The organism is Acidaminococcus sp. AM33-14BH (assembly GCF_003603525.1).
GTDB classification, from domain to species: Bacteria; Bacillota; Negativicutes; order Acidaminococcales; family Acidaminococcaceae; genus Acidaminococcus; species Acidaminococcus intestini.
In genome coordinates this window covers 132,137-149,403 of the sequence record NZ_QTNG01000001.1, presented here as the reverse complement: position 1 = coordinate 149,403, position 17,267 = coordinate 132,137, and the positions used below count along the sequence as shown (strand labels likewise).

14 protein-coding genes are annotated in these 17,267 nt (G+C 51.0%); 8 read left to right on the top strand and 6 right to left on the bottom strand.

Features of this window, described 5'->3' with window-relative positions; translation table 11 throughout:
* Window positions 1–249 precede the first annotated feature (249 nt).
* Together pepD and DW817_RS00745 are read left to right on the top strand one after the other, a co-directional pair.
* On the top strand, window positions 250–1,731 hold the full coding sequence (gene pepD, locus DW817_RS00755) for a beta-Ala-His dipeptidase (protein ID WP_021736874.1): 1,482 nt from the start codon (window positions 250–252) through the stop codon (window positions 1,729–1,731).
* A gap of 1,621 nt (window positions 1,732–3,352) precedes the next feature.
* Complete coding sequence (locus DW817_RS00745; protein ID WP_009016243.1) at window positions 3,353–3,688, top strand: helix-turn-helix domain-containing protein; 336 nt, start codon at window positions 3,353–3,355, stop codon at window positions 3,686–3,688.
* A gap of 199 nt (window positions 3,689–3,887) precedes the next feature.
* On the opposite strand, the gene DW817_RS00740 is transcribed toward DW817_RS00745, so the two are convergent.
* Complete coding sequence (locus DW817_RS00740; RefSeq protein WP_009016244.1) at window positions 3,888–5,126, bottom strand: Glu/Leu/Phe/Val dehydrogenase; 1,239 nt, start codon at window positions 5,124–5,126, stop codon at window positions 3,888–3,890.
* A 133-nt stretch (window positions 5,127–5,259) separates the two neighbouring features.
* Window positions 5,260–6,483 (bottom strand): HD domain-containing protein, encoded by a 1,224-nt coding sequence (locus DW817_RS00735; protein WP_016459695.1) that lies wholly within the window; start codon window positions 6,481–6,483, stop codon window positions 5,260–5,262.
* Between the two features lie 317 nt (window positions 6,484–6,800).
* On the opposite strand from DW817_RS00735, the gene DW817_RS00725 reads away from it, so the two are divergent.
* From DW817_RS00725 to cytX, 6 genes are all read left to right on the top strand, one after another.
* On the top strand, window positions 6,801–7,808 hold the full coding sequence (locus DW817_RS00725) for an ABC transporter ATP-binding protein (protein WP_014128220.1): 1,008 nt from the start codon (window positions 6,801–6,803) through the stop codon (window positions 7,806–7,808).
* Window positions 7,805–8,665 (top strand): ABC transporter permease, encoded by an 861-nt coding sequence (locus tag DW817_RS00720; RefSeq protein ID WP_120110376.1) that lies wholly within the window; start codon window positions 7,805–7,807, stop codon window positions 8,663–8,665. Before DW817_RS00725 ends, DW817_RS00720 begins: the two co-directional genes overlap by 4 nt.
* Window positions 8,646–9,443: an ABC transporter permease gene (locus DW817_RS00715; protein ID WP_014128219.1), complete on the top strand. Its 798-nt coding sequence runs from the start codon at window positions 8,646–8,648 to the stop codon at window positions 9,441–9,443. The genes DW817_RS00720 and DW817_RS00715 overlap by 20 nt, the downstream gene beginning before the upstream one ends.
* Window positions 9,444–9,446: 3 nt before the next feature.
* Complete coding sequence (locus tag DW817_RS00710) at window positions 9,447–10,508, top strand: spermidine/putrescine ABC transporter substrate-binding protein (RefSeq protein WP_009016248.1); 1,062 nt, start codon at window positions 9,447–9,449, stop codon at window positions 10,506–10,508.
* 175 nt (window positions 10,509–10,683) lie between these two features.
* Window positions 10,684–10,920: a hypothetical protein gene (locus DW817_RS00705; RefSeq protein ID WP_016459697.1), complete on the top strand. Its 237-nt coding sequence runs from the start codon at window positions 10,684–10,686 to the stop codon at window positions 10,918–10,920.
* Window positions 10,921–11,047: 127 nt separating this feature from the next.
* On the top strand, window positions 11,048–12,232 hold the full coding sequence (cytX, locus tag DW817_RS00700) for a putative hydroxymethylpyrimidine transporter CytX (RefSeq protein WP_120110372.1): 1,185 nt from the start codon (window positions 11,048–11,050) through the stop codon (window positions 12,230–12,232).
* Between the two features lie 627 nt (window positions 12,233–12,859).
* On the opposite strand, the gene DW817_RS00695 is transcribed toward cytX, so the two are convergent.
* From DW817_RS00695 to DW817_RS00685, 4 genes are all read right to left on the bottom strand, one after another.
* A complete protein-coding gene (locus DW817_RS00695; RefSeq protein ID WP_009015465.1) occupies window positions 12,860–14,191 on the bottom strand; it encodes a CitMHS family transporter in 1,332 nt (443 codons plus the stop codon).
* A gap of 279 nt (window positions 14,192–14,470) precedes the next feature.
* Complete coding sequence (locus tag DW817_RS10570; protein ID WP_021737052.1) at window positions 14,471–14,623, bottom strand: hypothetical protein; 153 nt, start codon at window positions 14,621–14,623, stop codon at window positions 14,471–14,473.
* Between the two features lie 109 nt (window positions 14,624–14,732).
* A complete protein-coding gene (citG, locus tag DW817_RS00690) occupies window positions 14,733–16,124 on the bottom strand; it encodes a triphosphoribosyl-dephospho-CoA synthase CitG (protein WP_120110368.1) in 1,392 nt (463 codons plus the stop codon).
* A complete protein-coding gene (locus tag DW817_RS00685; RefSeq protein ID WP_009015467.1) occupies window positions 16,114–17,049 on the bottom strand; it encodes a LysR family transcriptional regulator in 936 nt (311 codons plus the stop codon). The genes citG and DW817_RS00685 overlap by 11 nt, the downstream gene beginning before the upstream one ends.
* Window positions 17,050–17,267 lie beyond the last annotated feature (218 nt).

Below are 17,267 nucleotides of genomic sequence, written 5' to 3'. Positions count from 1 at the left end.
TTCAATGCATGTTGCTATTATACTACAAATCATGTATGTGTTAAGCCAAATTGGAGAAATCTAATCATGTTTATCATTGCTTGAATAATGGTTGTTACCCAGTGGACACTACCGGAGCAAAACTGTCTAATGATTCGCAAAAAATAAGGTCAGCTCTTTACAAATCACGATTATGGAGAAGTCCTTGTGACAACCTCAAAGGGATATGCTACAATGAGAACAATGATACCAAAGAGGAGGGTCTTTGCCATGGCAGTACCAAGAACACTTGAAGAATTGAACCAGCATCCTGTTTTTTCCTATTTTCTTTGGCTTTGTGAAATTCCCCATGCTACCTTTAAGGAAAAAGCCCTGAGCAACGCAATCTACACGTGGGCCAAACGACACGAGAAATGGATGAGCTGGCAGGATACCCATCATAATCTATATATTCGGAAACCAGCCACACCGGGCTATGAAGCAAAACCGGCCCTGCTCTTTCAAGCCCATCTGGACATGGTCTGCGTGGCCGCACCGGGCGTTATCCATAACTTCGATAAAGATCCGCTCACCCTTGCCCTTGAGGGGGACCGCCTCACAACGGGCGGCCGGACGACCTTGGGTGCTGATGACGGCATTGGCGTGGCCCTTGCCATGGCTCTCCTAGACGATGAAACCCAGGCCCATCCGGAAATCGAAGTTCTTTTCACGACAGCAGAAGAAGAGGATTTCAGCGGGGCCGCGGCAGCAGATATTGATTGGTTCCATGCCCACCAACTCATCAATATCGATAATGCCCGGGAAAACCATGCCACTACGGGAAGCGCCGGCGGCTACGGGATCCACTACGAAAGGCCCGTCATACCGGAAAAACCTGGTAAGAACCTGACCTATTTCAAGATTGGAGTTGGCGGCATGATGGGCGGCCACTCTGGGGAAGATATCCACCGCGGACGGGGAAGCGCTATTCGCCTCCTTTCCCGGATGCTTTTTGCAGCCCGCCGAGCCATTCCTATCCAGCTTGCAGGCTTGACTGGCGGGGTCTTCCGTCTGGCCATTGCCCGCGAAGCAAGTGCCGTCATCGGGGTTCCGGCCCATGTTACGGATGGGTTCCTGGCCCTTATGGAAACCATGGAAAAGGCCCTTACGGCAGAATATAAGGGCGCCAATCCTCGGCTCTTTTTCACCAAGACCCCAGTCGCTGCGGATGAAATCGAAGCGGTCCTTTCCGTCAAGGAGACCAAGGCCCTCATCCAGTTCCTGATTCTCATGCCCCAAGGGGTCATGGAAATGAACGGGGAGGTTCCTGGTGTCGTACAGACCTCCATCAATACGGGGAAAGCAGATCTGGACCTCAAGAAAGGTCTTTTTACAACAGAATCGGAAGTCCGCTCCTCCTTTGATTCCCAGCGCGACGTTGTCAAATACCGGTTCGATACCTTGATTGAACTTCTTGGCGGTAAACTTGCCGTCTACGCCGTCTATCCCGGCTGGCCCAATCACCCGGATTCCAAGATCAAGGACCTTGTAACAAAGACGTACGCAGAAGTCTTTCATAGGGAACTTGCCGCAACGCCTGTCCATGTCGGTCTTGAATGCGGCTTCTTCCTTCAAAAGCGCCCGGATCTTGACTGCATCTCCATCGGTCCTGACGCCGGCAACCTCCATTCGCCGGAAGAGTGGCTCAGCATTCCCTCCACTATGCGCATGTTTGAGTTTATTAAGGAGATTGTGAGAAAGGTGATTGAGTAAACAGCTGATGTAAGGGAGCTGTGAAGCTGTGATGCTATGAAGGCTGTCAAGCTGTCTATTCGTCCTCACGGACGAATGCTGTCTCGAGCCTTCGGCTCTGGCTGTCAGGCTATAAAGAATAAACCAAACAGCGCCAAACCGAACGCGTATCAAAGGTTCGGTTTGGCGCTGTTTCTTTAGGAATGATGCTTCGCATCGAGTACTAAGGCAAAAGACTCAACATAAAAAGAGAACCGCAAACCGAATCAAGACACGAATTCGGTTTACGGCTTTTTTTGGGGATGGCAATATTTTTGATTTGATTTAGCCTAACGATTTTTCGCAGCACGAAAGCAGGAAACGGTTTCTTCTTGTTAGCACTATCTGGTTTTATCTTTTGCCTTAGAGACGGCGAATGTCGTTCCGCCTTACCAAGGCGGGGCGGATCGATTTCGGAGAAATCGAGCTCAGAGGCAAAAGACCCGACAGGGTGCCTCTCCTCGCAGATTGCTCGTTTCGACTTTTAAGGACAAAACTATTTTCTGCTGCCAAGGATTTTGTGCTTCAGGTGTACAGTCTTTTGCCTTCGTGTTTCGCCTTAGAGACGGCGAAAGCCGTTCCGCCCCACCAGGGCGGGGGTATCCACCAAGCAGGCTTGGTGGGTGGTGGATGAGGAGGGCGGTTTGTGCCCGACGTCTCCCTACGAGCGGTAGCGAGGAACATTTTTCGATGGTTCAAGGCTGTCCGTAAGCGCAGTTTTCTGCGCTAGGCAGACCGCAGAACCGTGTTATCGAAAAATCAATTCGGCGCCCTCCCAAAGGGCGGTTTGGCGCCGCGCGTTAAGGGGGGTTCCCTCGGGCCTTTTAGGCCTACATAGGTACCTGTAACGCCGGACCCCAACCGCCCCCTGCGGGGGAACGGGTCCGAACTTAATCCGCCCTCAAACATGTTTCTCGGACTTCCGCTTCGCTCCAAAAGCGTCCTTCGAAACTCCGGGCGGATATGCCTCGCTAGCCGCTCGCAAGGAAACGTCTGCTTCGCGTCCTCATCCACCACCGAAAGGGCACGCTTGCCTCATTGGAATGAGGCAACATGCGGCTTTCGGTCCCCCGCCCTGGTGGGGCGGATCGATTTCGGAGAAATCGATCTCTAAGGTAAAAGACCGGACGCGTCGCCTCTCCTCGCAGATTGCCCGTTTCGGCTTTTAAGGACAAAACTATTTTTTGCTGCCAAGGATTTTGTACTTTTGGTGTACAGCCTTTTGCCTTCGTGTTTTGCCTTAGAGACGGCGAATGCCGTTCCGCCTTGCCAAGGCGGGGCGGATCGATTTCGGAGAAATCGAGCTCAGAGGCGAAAGACCCGACAGGGTGCCTCTCCTCGCAGATTGCTCGTTTCGGCTTTTAAGGACAAAACTATTTTTTGCTGCCAAGGATTTTGTACTTTTAGTGTACAGTCTTTTGCCTTCGTGTTTCGCCTTAGAGACGACGAATGCCGTTCTGCATAATAAAGAGGGCTTTTTTCCAACAAGTACGCACCTTTTTATAACCTAGGTCACCTTTTGGTGACTGTCTTGTACTCTCTTGCGTCTCCGCTTGTAATGAAAAAGTAAGCATCAATAAAGCATAAGGAAGGAGCCCTTGCCATGCGGACCAAAGAAGAATTGCCAGCCTGCCCCGTTGCAACGACCGTATCTCTCATTGGCAGTAAATGGAAACTGCTCATCCTCCGCAACCTACGAATCCGTTCCTGGCGATTCAACGAGCTCAAACAAGACCTTGACGGAATCAGCCAGAAAGTCCTGACCGATTCCCTCCGCAGCCTGGAAAAAGACGGCATCATCACCCGCACGGTCTATCCCGAGATCCCGCCCCGTGTAGAATATGCCCTAAGTCCCATTGGGAAGTCCATGGAGCCGATTATTCTAGCCATGGAAACATGGGGTAAGAAATACCAAGCCCTGCTTTCAGAGGAAAAATAAAAAATCCCCAGTAATGAATCTCTCATCATTCCTTACTGGGGATTTTTGTCATCTCTCGATGAGGGGAGAAATTTCCGTGACCCCTCCCCTCTAAGGGGAAGGAATCTTCTGCCGCCACACAAAATAAAAGAGGCGCCACCGAAGTGGCGCCTCTTTTGTTATCGTGTTTCACAAACACGAACCGTTGTGGGTTCTTAGATTAAAGGCCTTTTCTCAGTTTGAGGGCTTCAGCAATCGTGCCGATAGCTACGATGTAAGCACCTACACGCATGGTGGTGTTGTACTTCTTAGCAGCATCGTAAACGTTTGCGAAAGCTTTGACCATCATCTGTTCCTGTCTGTCAACAACTTCTTCTTCGGTCCAGAAGTATCTGTAGAGGTTCTGTACCCATTCGAAGTAGGAAACAGTTACGCCGCCGCCGTTAGCGAGAACGTCAGGAACAACTTCGATGCCTCTCTTATGGAGGATGACATCAGCTTTATCATCGGTCGGGCCGTTAGCAGCTTCGACGATCATCTTAGCTTTGATCTTGTCAGCGTTCTTTTCAGTGATCTGGAGTTCCAGAGCAGCCGGAATCAGAACATCAACATCCTGGAGAAGAACTTCGTCGCCGCTGATAGCGGTAGCACCAGGATAGCCTTTGATCAGGCCGTCATGAGCTTTGGCATATTCTTCAACTTTGTACGGATCCAGGCCGTTGGCATCATAGATACCGCCGGAGATATCGGACAGGGCAACAATCTTCAGGCCTTTATCGGCTGCGCATTTAGCAGTCCAGGAACCAACGTTGCCGAAGCCCTGGATAGCGATGGTTGCATCTTCCGGTTTGATGTTGTGGCGTTTCAGCAGTTCCAGCGTAGCGGTGATAACGCCACGGCCGGTAGCGGAGGTACGGCCAAGGGAGCCGCCCATGCAAACAGCTTTACCAGTGATAACACCCGGTTCGAACTGGCCTTTGATGATGGAGAATTCATCGGTCATCCAAGCCATGATCTGAGCGTTGGTGTTAACGTCAGGAGCAGGAATATCCATCTTTTCGCCGATAACCGGAGCAATCTTGTCGATGTAGCCACGGGTCAGTCTTTCGAGTTCGCCTTTGGAGAGCTTGCGAGGATCAACGATGACGCCGCCTTTGCCGCCGCCGTAAGGCAGACCAGCAATTGCGCATTTCGTGGTCATCCAGAAGCCCAGCGTCTTTACTTCATCCATGGAAACGTTCTGATGGAAACGAACGCCGCCTTTGCCCGGGCCAAGCACCGTGCTGTTGCAGGAACGATAGCCAGTGAATACTTCAACGTGACCATCATCCATCTTTACAGGGATGCTGACTTCAACCGTGCGTTCCGGGTTGGAGATGATCTTTTCGATGTTGGGATCCAAGTTGATCAGCTTGGAAGCTTCAGCCATAGGGATTTGTGCCATTTCAAATAAACTCATTTGTAGCGCCTCCTAAAAAATAGTATCTAATGAACCCTTACGAGCACATTATAGCACAATTCAGAGTTGACAGAGTATTTTTTTGTATTTTGTATACAATTTGTTTTTCTACATCGAAAAAGCTAGGCACAGCCTAGCTTTTCATTGTATTTGTAAATTGTTCGTAGACCTTGTCAAAAGGAATGCCAGCAATAATTTTTCCCTCATATTGCTTGGGCAGGGCCTTGATGACGCCGGCTAAATGACTCGAGGTGATGCCGCACTGGATGCTCAAAAACGCTTCCATAAAGGCCGCCAAGTGGTCGCAGCCCTTGAGCATGGCTCCGTCAATGGGTTCATAGCGGTCTTGGTTGTAGGCCTCGGGAATGTCCCCCGTAAGGAGCACCACACGCCCCTCTTTGCGGATCCGGTTCTGGAATTCATGCATGGTGAAGTTCATGATGTCGCCATGCCAGCTGTCAGGCAGGAGGGGCAGGAGGATTTCCTTCATCTGCCGGTTCTCGATTTCCTTGATCAGGTCATCAAGGCCTTCGATGGACCGTTTGATGGGCGAAATGATATCCCGCGTAAGGACTTCGGGCAGGTCATGCCAAAGTCCACCCAAAAAGTCATTGACGACACGGCTGCGGCAGGCCCCCAGCTTGCGGGCACAGAAATAACCCATGATGGCCACCACCAACACATGCCCCATGACGGAAGTCTCAGGTACGCGGGGCGACTGGCTCCAGCGCTTTTGGAACCGCAGTTTGCCAATGAGGTCGACGAATTTGCGGGTCTTTCCTTCCATGGCAATCTTCTGGACGCCGGCAAGGTTATAATGCTCTTCCAGTTCATCCCGAATGGTGCTTTTGATCTCTTCAACGCCAAAGATGCCTTCATTCATATGGTAGATGATGCGGAACTCCCATTCCGTGGCAAGATAGTGGGCAGCGCGGAGGATCTGCTTTTCAAGGCTATGATCCTTTTCATCATAATAATGGCGCATTTTTTTCATGAAGTGACTGCCTTTTAAGGAAGGAATGCGCTGCTCCAGTTCCCGGTAGACCCACTTATTGAGAAGAGGGCCCTTTTCACGCATGAGTTCATGGTAGATGGGCGGCTTGATGTCCGTCAGGACGACGCGGTGCAAAAATTCAAAGATGCCGCCTTCAACAAGGACTTCCCAATCAAGACGCGCTCCATGATCCTGTTCTTCACAGCGGGCAAGAACGTACATGATCATCATTTTATGGGCCTGCTTATCCAGTTCCGTAAAGCCCTGGGGCCGGATATGATCGTTCCAGCGCTGAATATGGGCAGCTTCAAAGATAAATTCAATAAGATCCCGGGGAAGTCCCAAGGTTTCAAGTGCGGTCATGGCAGCTCCTTTCCCCTGCTTTCCGGCAGGTGCCCTTCTTTATGGAATCATTCTTTTGATGCTCTTATTATACCCTTTTCTCATGGTCTCTGGGGGCATTTTTCGGGGCTCCATCGACTGTTTCACAAAAAATTCGTGCTTTTTTCCCTCTTTTTCAAAAATCACGGCCTTTTTCCGCAAAAATCTTTGTACAAATCCCGCCTATGCTATATAATGGTAAGACATCCTTAAAAATTTGCATGACCGCTGATTTTTAGCCAAATCAGCGCTTTTCTTGCGAAAATCCACTGATAGAGAAAGGTTGTGACACAACAAAGATGAAAGAGATGATCCGACTGGTAGGCATTACCAAGGAATTTGAACAAAATACCATCATCCCTACCTTGGACCTTACCATTGGCGACGGAGAATTTGTCACCCTCCTCGGCCCTTCGGGCTGCGGCAAGACGACCATCCTCCGCATGATTGCCGGCCTTGAGCATCCGACGACTGGTCATATTTATTTGGATGACGAGGACGTGACCTCCCTTGCGCCCTATAAAAGGAATGTCAACATGGTGTTCCAGCACTATGCCCTCTTCCCGCATATGACGGTTGAAGACAATATTCGCTTTGGCCTCATGATGAAAAAGGTGCCCAAGGAGGAACAGGATAAGCGCATCGATCAAGTGCTCTACCTCACGCAGCTGGAAAACCTCCGCTACCGCAAACCGCAGCAGATGAGCGGCGGCCAGCAGCAGCGCGTAGCCATTGCCAGAGCCGTCGTCAATAACCCTAAGGTGCTGCTTCTTGACGAACCGCTGGGTGCCCTTGACTATAAACTGCGCAAAAAGATGCAGCTTGAACTGAAGAATCTCCAGCGCGGGCTTGGCATCACTTTCATCTATGTTACGCACGATCAGGAAGAAGCCCTCACCATGAGTGATCGGGTCATCATCGTAAAGGACGGCCGCATTGAGCAGGACGACCCGCCTGCGGCCATCTACCAATATCCCAAGAGCCAGTTTGCCGCAGGCTTTATTGGTGAAAACAACTTCTTTGACATTGAAGGCGATGAGGACCACGTCCTTGCCGTAAGGCCCCAGTTCATCGAGGTCTCCAAGGAAAGCGAGGACCTTGAAGGAACGCCCAAGGAACCTTTCTATTATGGATCCGTTGTGGAACTGCTGTTTACGGGGACTTTTGATAAGGTCTTTATCCGGCTGGACAACACCAACCAAATGGTGACAGCCTACCAATATTATGATGACAAGAAACGGTGGAAGGCGGACGACCGCGTTGGCATCAGATGGAACGCCGAAGAAGCCGTGAAGGTGATAAAATGAAGCGGGGAAAGCTCCTTGTCGTCCCGGCCATGGGATGGCTGACCCTCTTTTTTGCCCTGCCCCTCCTTATCGTCGTGGTCGTGTCCTTTGCGTCCCGTACCGCCTACGGGCAAGTCGTCTTTAGCTGGACGCTCGCAAACTACACTCGCTTTTTCGAGCCTCTGTACCTGACGATTTTTGCATCGACCCTCGTCACGGCCTTCGTGACAACGCTCCTTACTTTTGCCATGGGCTACCCCGTAGCCTACACCATTGCTATGATCCTGCCCAAAAAGTGGCAGCAGGCGGGCATCATCCTCGTCATGATTCCTTTTTGGATCAACTTCCTGATCCGCTCCTTTGCGTGGGTCATCATCCTGCGTTCCCAAGGACTTGTCAATACGTTCCTCCTCTACATGGGATTCATTGAAAAGCCGCTCAACCTGCTCTATAATGACGCAGCCGTCCTTCTGGGCATGGTCTACGCCTTGCTTCCTTTTATGGTGCTTCCCATCTATGTTTCCCTGGAACAGATGGATAAAAGGCTCCTGGAAGCAGCCAGCGATCTTGGTGCCCCGCCCAGCGTGGCCTTCCGCAAGGTGACCCTGCCCCTTACCATGCCCGGTGTAGCCGCAGGTTCCATCCTCGTCTTCATTTCTTCGTTGGGGATGTTCGTCGTTCCGGATATCATGGGCGGCGCCAAAAGCGCGCTCATGGGCAACATCATCCAGAACCAGTTCCTTGCTGCACGCGATTGGCCCTTTGGCAGTGCCCTTTCAATCATCCTGGCATTTTTGGCCCTGTTGATGATCCTTTTGTACTACAAGGCCCTTCAGGCCCAGAAAGGAGGCGCCCAGCATGCAAAAAACCTGGCGTAGTACGCTCCTTGTGGCCTACACCTTGGCCATCCTGGCCTTTTTGTACCTGCCGCTATTTATCCTTACCCTCTATTCCTTCAACGATTCCCGCATCAATGCCGTCTGGGCCGGCTTTACGCTCAAATGGTATGCGTCCCTGCTCAGCAATGACCGTGTCCTTGAGGCCCTGACCAATTCCCTGCTCATCGCTTCCATTACAACGGTCGTGACAACGATCATGGGAACCTTCGCTGCCATTGCCCTCCATCGCTACCAATACCGTTCGAAAACCGTTCTCAACAGTCTGCTCTACCTTCCGATCCTCATCCCGGAAATCGTCATGGGGCTGTCGCTTTTGATTCTTTTTTCCCAGCTCGGTCTTTCCCTTGGGAAACCGACCCTGATTGTGGCGCACATCACGTTCTGCCTGTCCTTTGTCATCATCACCGTCGGAGCCCGTCTGGAAGGAAGCCGGCAGGATATCGAAGAGGCCGCCAGCGACCTTTACGCGACGCCGCTGCAGACCTTCCGCTATGTAACGCTTCCCATGATTGCGCCAGGCATCATCGCCGGGGCCCTCATGGCCTTTACCCTTTCCATCGATGACTTTGTCATCAGCTTCTTTGTGGCGGGCCCTGATTCGACGACCCTGCCCCTTTACATCTATGCCATGGTTAAACGGGGCATTTCCCCGCAGATCAACGCCCTTTCCACCTGTATGATGCTGGTCACGGTTTCCCTTGTGGTCGTAAGCCAGCTTTTGCAGATGAAGAGCCTCCATGATACCCGAAAGGAGTAAGCTATGAAAAAATTCCGCACCCTTTTTACCCTCATCTTGGCCCTTTTCCTCCTTGCTGCTGCCGGCTGCGGCGGCGGAAAGGAAACAAAAAAAGAAGAAGGCCGTGTCCTCAACATTTTTAGCTGGGCTGATAACTTCAATCCTGAAGTCATCAAGGAATTCGAGAAAAAATATGACTGCAAGGTCAACTATGACGTCTTTGCCAATAATGAAGAACTCCTTGCCAAACTGCAGGCTGGCGGCGCCCAATATGATGTTATCCAGCCTTCGGACTACATGGTCACGACCATGAAAAAACTGGGCCTTTTGGAAAAACTCGACAAGAGTAAGATGCCCAATACGGAATTCGTCATGGATAAGCTCAAAAAGAATACCTTTGACCCCAATGGTGAATATTCCGTCGTCTACACCTGGGGTATGACAGGCATCATCTACAACAAGAAATACGTCAAAACGGCTCCGACCAGCTGGCAGGATCTGTGGAACCCTGTATACAAGGGACGCGTCATCCTCCTCAACGACAGCCGTGAAGTCATTGGCATGGCCCTCAAGAAACATGGTTTTTCCAACAACGCAACGGATCCGGGCCAGATTGACATTGCCTTCAAGGACCTCAAGACCCTGGCGCCGAACGTCCTTGCTTACGATACGGATTCCATCAAGCAGAAATTCATTGCTGAAGAAGCGTGGATCGGGATGATGTGGTCCGGCGATGCCCACTTTGTCCATAATGACAATCCCGATGTCGGCTTTGTCATTCCTAAGGAAGGAACCACCGTTTGGGCCGATACACTGGCCATTCCCAAAGGCGCCAAGCACAAAGAGCTGGCAGAAGCCTTCATCAACTTCCTCTACGATCCGGAAGTCAGCGTCAAAAACTATGAATACATTGGCTACAATGACCCGAACACGAAGGCCACTTCCCTTCATAAAAAAGACTTCATCAACGATCCCATGCTGAAGATGGCTGTTGACGAAATCGATAAGGGCGAATGGCTCACCGATATCGGCGATGCGATTACCCTTTATGACAAGGATTGGACGGAACTGAAGACCATCAAATAAATAAACTGGGACCGCTCTTGTGAGGGCGGTCTTTTTTTACGGCAAGAAAGACGCTCCTTACGGGGTATCTAGAATATCGATGGCTAAATGCCTTGTAATTTTTAGGAAAAGGACTACAATATTAAACGCGGCAGGGTGATTCCCCTGCCGCTGATTTTGCGAGGGGGTAATGACCATGACAGAAAAAGATTATGAAACCAAGGTCCAGGAGATTGCGCAAAGCGCCTGCTACGACAAGGCAGAGAAATTGGACCTTACCTATAAAGGCTACCACGTATTTGATGCCCAAGGGACTTCAAGTGTCCTTTCCGGCTATCCGCTCTTCATCCTTGCGGGAAAAGGAACGGTCCGCCGCGCCGATATCCATGAAACATACGATATCATGGGAGCACTGACGCAGGAAGCACGCTAAGAAAGTCAAAGGGCGTGCGAAGGAATGCAGATTTCTTCGCACGCCCTTTTTCTTGTCTGGGACAAGGTCCCATAGTATACTGAAGATATAAGAAATCATTTCATGAAGAAAGCAGCGTGATACAAGCATGGATTCTCAGCAAACTTCTGTTTTTTCAAATGGACTCCTCTGGTTTGGTGCCGGTATTTCCATTGCGGAAATCCTTACAGGCATGCTCCTCTCCCCTTTGGGATGGGAAAAGGGCCTCTGGGCCATCTTCATCGGCCATATCATTGGCGGTGCCGTCATGCTCGGAGCGGGCATCATGGGAGCCCGGAGCCGGTGCAGCGCCATGGAAACGGTCAGCTTTTCCTTTGGTAAGGAAGGCGCCAGGTTCTTTGCCGGCATCAACGTCATTCAGCTCATCGGCTGGACGGCTGTCATGATTGTCAGTGCGGCAGCAGCCGCCGAAATCATTGTGCCTTTGGGAATGGCGCTCTGGGACCTCATCATTGGCGCCCTCATTGCCCTATGGATTATCATGGGAATGACAACCCTTGGACGGGTCAACGTCCTTGTCATGACTGCCCTCTTTCTTTTGACTGCCGTCCTTTCAGGCACCATCTTTGGCGCTGACACTGCCGCGGCGCCAAGCGGCACCATCACCTTTGGAGGCGCCGTGGAACTAGCTGTCGCCATGCCGCTTTCCTGGCTCCCGGTCATTTCGGACTATACACGAGAAGCGGAAAAACCGGTGAAAGCAACCGTCGTCAGCTGCCTGACCTACTTTGCCGCCAGCTCCTGGATGTTTGTCATCGGTATGGGCGCGGCCCTTTTTACGGGTGAAAGTGACATTGCAAAGATTATGCTCGGTGCCGGCCTTGGCGTATCGGCCATCGTCATTATCCTCTTGTCGACGGTCACGACAACCTTCCTTGACGCTTATTCAGCGGGCGTATCCGGCCGGGCCCTGACAACATGCCTTTCGGAAAAAGGACAGGCCCTCATCGCAACGGCCCTTGGCACACTCCTTGCCATCACCGTTGACGCCAGCCGCTTTGAAGACTTTCTCTATTTCATCGGTTCCGTCTTTGCTCCTATGACGGCCATCATGCTGGCGGATTACTTTTTTATCCATGAAAACCACCAAAAAGAACGTGTAAGCGTCCTGAAACTCCTGATTTGGGCCATCGGCTTTGGCCTTTATCGCTATCTTCTCAATGCCGATACGCCGCTCGGCGTAACCTTCCCCGTCATTGTGGCCGTCATAGTGATGGATGTGGTTGTGAGTAAAATAGTAGGTCAGTCCAAAAATCGGGCTGATTTGAAGTAGAACGTGAGACCCTAACTTTAGAATAGATGAAAGGGAAACGGCGCGGCTTCTCATCCACCACCAATAAGGCATGCTTGCCTCATTTTATATGGCAACATGCAGCCTTCGCTTCCCGCCTTGGCAAAGGCAGATCGATGCTGCGCACCGAGTAACTAAGGCAGAACACGAAGGCGTGTCGTTCCGGAAGGTATCGCTATCTTTCTGCCTTTTCTGCCATCAACCACTTGCAAAAAATAGGTAAAATGTAAGAGCCCTACCCCGAATCTGCGCTGATGTTCGGGGTAGGGCTTACTTGCAGGCTTATGTTTTTGGGTCTTTTGCCTTACGAGCAGGAGCAAGGCACATTTTTCGATGGTTCAAAGCCGTGAATCGCAAGACACCGCGAAGCGATTTGGCAGTAGGACCGTGTGACCAAAAAATCAATTCGGTGCCCTCCCTGAGGGCGGTTTGGTGCCGCATGTTTGGTTCTTTTTTCCTTAGCGGGGTTACTTTTACAACACAACACTGCCCTCCAGCGGCACGATGCTTGCTCTGACTCAAAATCAAAGCTTGACAGCAGCGCAGCCATGGCTGCAGCCAACAAAAAAACTCCCCTTCCCGCAGGAAGAGGAGTTTTTTACTGTTAGGTTAGATGTGGAACAGGCCGAGAAGGGCACCGCAAAGAAGGGAAATCCAGGACAGGACCCACAGTCTCGGAGCACAGAACTTCAGGAGTTCCTTGATTTCGATCCCAGCAAGACCGCAGGCGAGGAAGGTCGTTGCAGCATGCGGGGTAACGAGAACGCCGTAGTTCTTACCAATGAGCATGGCCATAGCCATATCATGGGGATCAACACCGAACTGCTGACCAACGCCGATAGCCAGCGGCAGCAGACCAAAGAAGTAGGAGTCCGTACCGAGCATCATGCCGATAGGCACAGCAAAGATACCGAAGATATCCTGCAGGTGACCGCCCAGTGCCGTCGGAACGAGAACAATGAGCATTTTGGCCATTTCCTTCATCATACCGGTCTTGGACAGAACGCCCAGGAAGACACCGGAAGCAAGAAGGATCATCGGCATGGTCAGTGCCGTGGCAGCGTGCATTTTAATGGCACGAGCCTGATCGGCTGCAGAATGGAAGTTGGCAATCAGCGCAATGGCAAGGCCAAACATGAAGGCGGCATACATCGGAATCTTAGTGAAGCAGAGCAGGCCGATAACAAAGAGGGTCAACAGTCCGTTGAACCAAATCATCTTTGGACGAGCCATGAATTCCTTATCCGCATCACTCAAAGAGTCATCGCTGCTGTTGGAGTTTTCTTCAGAAAGTTCAGCGGCTTTGCCCGTCGGAACAAGGCCAGCACCGCGGCGTTTTTCCATGACGCCCATGTAGGCGGCAAAGGCAACGAGGATAACAAGGCCTACGCCCTGAAGAGGAATGAGTTCCTGCCACAGAACGTTGACGTCAGCATTGAGGACAACGCCCGTACGAGCGACAGGACCGCCCCAAGGAAGCAGGTTCATGATAGACATGGCAGCACCGATAATGCAGACGAGCACAACGGGGCGCATGTGAAGTTTCTTGTAGATCGGCAGCATAGCCGGGATGGTGATGAGCAGCGTGGAAGCAAGGGCGCCGTCAAGGTGGGAGATAACAGCGATGAGGCTCGTTGCAACCGTAACCATGACGATGTTGGAGCCCGCTTTCTTGACGAGCCAGTTAACCATCGGATCGAAAAGACCCATATCCCCCATCATGGAGAAGTAAACGATGGAGAAAATGAACAGAACTGCCGTGGACCAGGTCTTACCAACACCAGCCTTGACGAATTCAAAGATCTGTGCCGGCGTGAACCCGCAGATCAATGCGGCAATGACCGGTACAATAACAAACAGAGGCACAGGGTTCGATTTGGAACGAATCAGTGCCGCGACGATGATGACAATCATCGCAAAGCCAACAACACCCAAAAACATGATACAACCTCCTTAAGATTCTTTAGGTCCTAGAAACCGGGCGATGTCTCGGGGGCCGTTTTATGAATTGTAGGATAATTTCTTACTGTCAAGCGATCGGAAAGTATCGTTTGAAACAGTACGCCCTTCATCTTTCCTCTGAGAAGAGAATAGCATATGACAAACTTGAAAACTAATATAAGATTTGAAATATTTTCTATAAGCTTATCCTTATGTTATGTCTATTTCCCTAGGAAGAATCAGGTGTTTCGGGTTTCGCTCTTATTTATCGAATTTAAGTTATTTTAAGAAAATTTTAAAATTAGGGATATCTAACCTTTTATTTTCAGTCATTTTCTTTTTTTTCTTCATTTTCCCGTCCCCTTTTTTGGCATCCAAGAAATCAAGAATAAGAGCGTCAAGGGGGTCCTCATGTTTTAGCTGTTTTTCCATAACACGCCGCTGTCAAAAGCGGCATGGATAAGCGCCCTATCTAAGCGTTCTTCCAAAAAAAGCTGACCCCCTTCTTTGGGGATCAGCTCATATGGTTGAAGTTTGCCGGTTAGGTCGACAGCCCTTGAAAAAGAGACTCCATACGGTAAAGGAAGATGGATAGGATGAGCAGGTCCGCACAGCCGCCAGGACTGATGTGACGGGCCACAAAATCATCGTTGAGCTTCCATACGGCAGCAAGTCCTTCTTCCGTAAAGGCCCCGCCCTTTTGTAGAATGTCCTGGGCTGCCTGTTGAGCATAGTATAGGGTTTGCCGGTCGCTCCGACTGAGGATATTCGTGTCTTCCACGCCAGCCATGAGGCGCAGGAGGGTTTCAATATAAATCTCATTGGTCCCCTTTTTTTCAGTAAAGAGTTCCCGTAAAGCCGGCAGGCCAATGGATGAAACAGCGGGGAACCCATCCATCGCTTCCCCGCGGATCCCGCGGCAGCCTTCCTTTATGTAAAGGACTTCCCCATGGGTGTGGGGATGATAGGGATCGATCTTGCGGAAGTCTTCTTCAAGGATGGGCGTCACGGTCTCCCCTACTTCCTTAAGGATGGTTTCGCCTTTGACCCTATGGTCCCGCTTCAGGGCCCGCAGCGTAAAGGCAGAGACCGTTCCTAAAGAAAAGATGATGCCTTTATGGGTATTGACGTTTCCCGTAGCCCGGAACATGGCCTTTTCCGCGGCAGCCCCCATGGGGCGCAGGGTACGAAAGAGCGCCTCACCACTTCCCGCAAAGTTCCATCCCGTTTCGGCCATGCTGAGGAGATGGGGCAGGATTGCTTCCGTGCTTTTTTTGAAGGTTTCCTGGTCCATATCATCATGAGCACCAGGATTGTCAAGGTCCACCAGACCCGGTTTGGGGGTTGCTGCCACTTCTCCCAAAAGGGCTTCTTTCATGGAATCCCGGGTATGGGAAAGGACGAAATCGGTTAGGATCCGCTCCACATTACGGATCAGGACGGGCAGGCTGTGTTTGCGGCTCCGGGCACAGCCTTTGGCGGGCTCACTGCAGACAAAGCAGCGCCGCTCAGGAAGGCCAAGTTCCTCCCGCGACAGCTTCCGTCCGTTGGTATCAAGGACATCCATATCAAAAAGACGGCCCAAACGGTCCTCATTTTCAAGGCGTGCCGCAATGTCTTTCACGGTCCCAGCGGCCCCGTCGAGGACATAGTATTTTTCATAGCCGGTCTTATAATCGATGACTTTATGAAAAAGGATGGGAATCCCTGCTCCTACAAGGGCCTTTTCCAGACGGCGTACGCCTTCTTCAAACCCTATACGGATAAGGGGCGACACCTTCTGCGGTCCAGGGATGTTCATCGTAAAAAACAGCAGCGGTTTGTGGAACCGCTCGAGGAGCTTCCGCTGAGCCAAGGCCCGACCGTCCCGAGCCCGCAGCATATCGGGGACTTCCACGCGAAGTTCCGGAGGTACAGTGAGTTTATTTTTCATTCGTCGGATTGATCCTTTCTTTTTTCCCAAGGGTCCTGATGAGTTCGATAAAGGCCCGGGCATAGGGGCTCAGGTACGCGTCTTTTCTCGTGCAGACATAGCAGTAGCGCTTATTGGCAACGCCCAGGAGCGGATAAAGGACACAGTCACCCTGCTCCATAAAATAATGGTCCAAATAGACATCCGGACAGATAAAGACAGCATCCATGGTGCTGACAAGCCGCTTCCCCACTTCGATGCTGCTGGTTTCAAGGACCAAATGAGGTTTGATGTCGTATACGTCAAAAAGGGTATCCTGGACCTTACGGACGTTATGCCCTTCTGTGATGGAAATAAAGTCTTCATTCTTTGCTTCCGTAATATGGATGGGCACACCGGGATCGATGCGCTGGGCCAGCATGGTCAGCTTGTTGGCGACCAGTACGACGTCTTCGGTCTCGACAAGTTCGTAAATGAGTTCGTCGTTTCCCGGTGACGTCGTCATGATGGCAATATCGACATCGCCGTTGAGGACGGATTTTTCCGTAATGTTGCTCCCTGCTTCCTTGATTTCCAGTTTGATGTGGGGATAGCGCTGGCGGAATACGGGCATGACCCGGGGCAGCATCTGCATTGCCCGCTGAATAGGGATTCCCAGACGCAGGGTGCCGTACCCTTCATATTGGATGTCCGAGACTTCATGAAGCAGGTTCGTACTGATGGTAATGATCTTTTTTACGGCCGCAATATACTTTTTCCCCGCTTCTGTAAGCACGATGGGTTTAGTATTGCGAAGAAAGATCGGTGCACCAAGATATTTTTCCACAGCCTTGATGGTCTGGCTCAGGGCCGGCTGTGAAACATGCATGGTCTTGGAGGCATTGGTGATGCTGCCTTCCTTGATGATTTCCATGATATACTGCGCGTGCTTCAAGTTAAGTCCCATTCTTTGCTTCTCCTGTACAGGTTAGGATGGATCATTTCTCCGTGCTCTAAAAAAGCCCTCTTAGGGCTTTGCTTTTGCTTGGTTCCGGCAGGAGAAATGCATCTCATTTAACATCATTTGGTCCCGTATTCAGAATGTTTCTTAATTTCACGTCAATTAAGAAAACAATGTCAATCGGGCCAACCCACAAGGGATGCGGGGTTTGACAATATAATAAG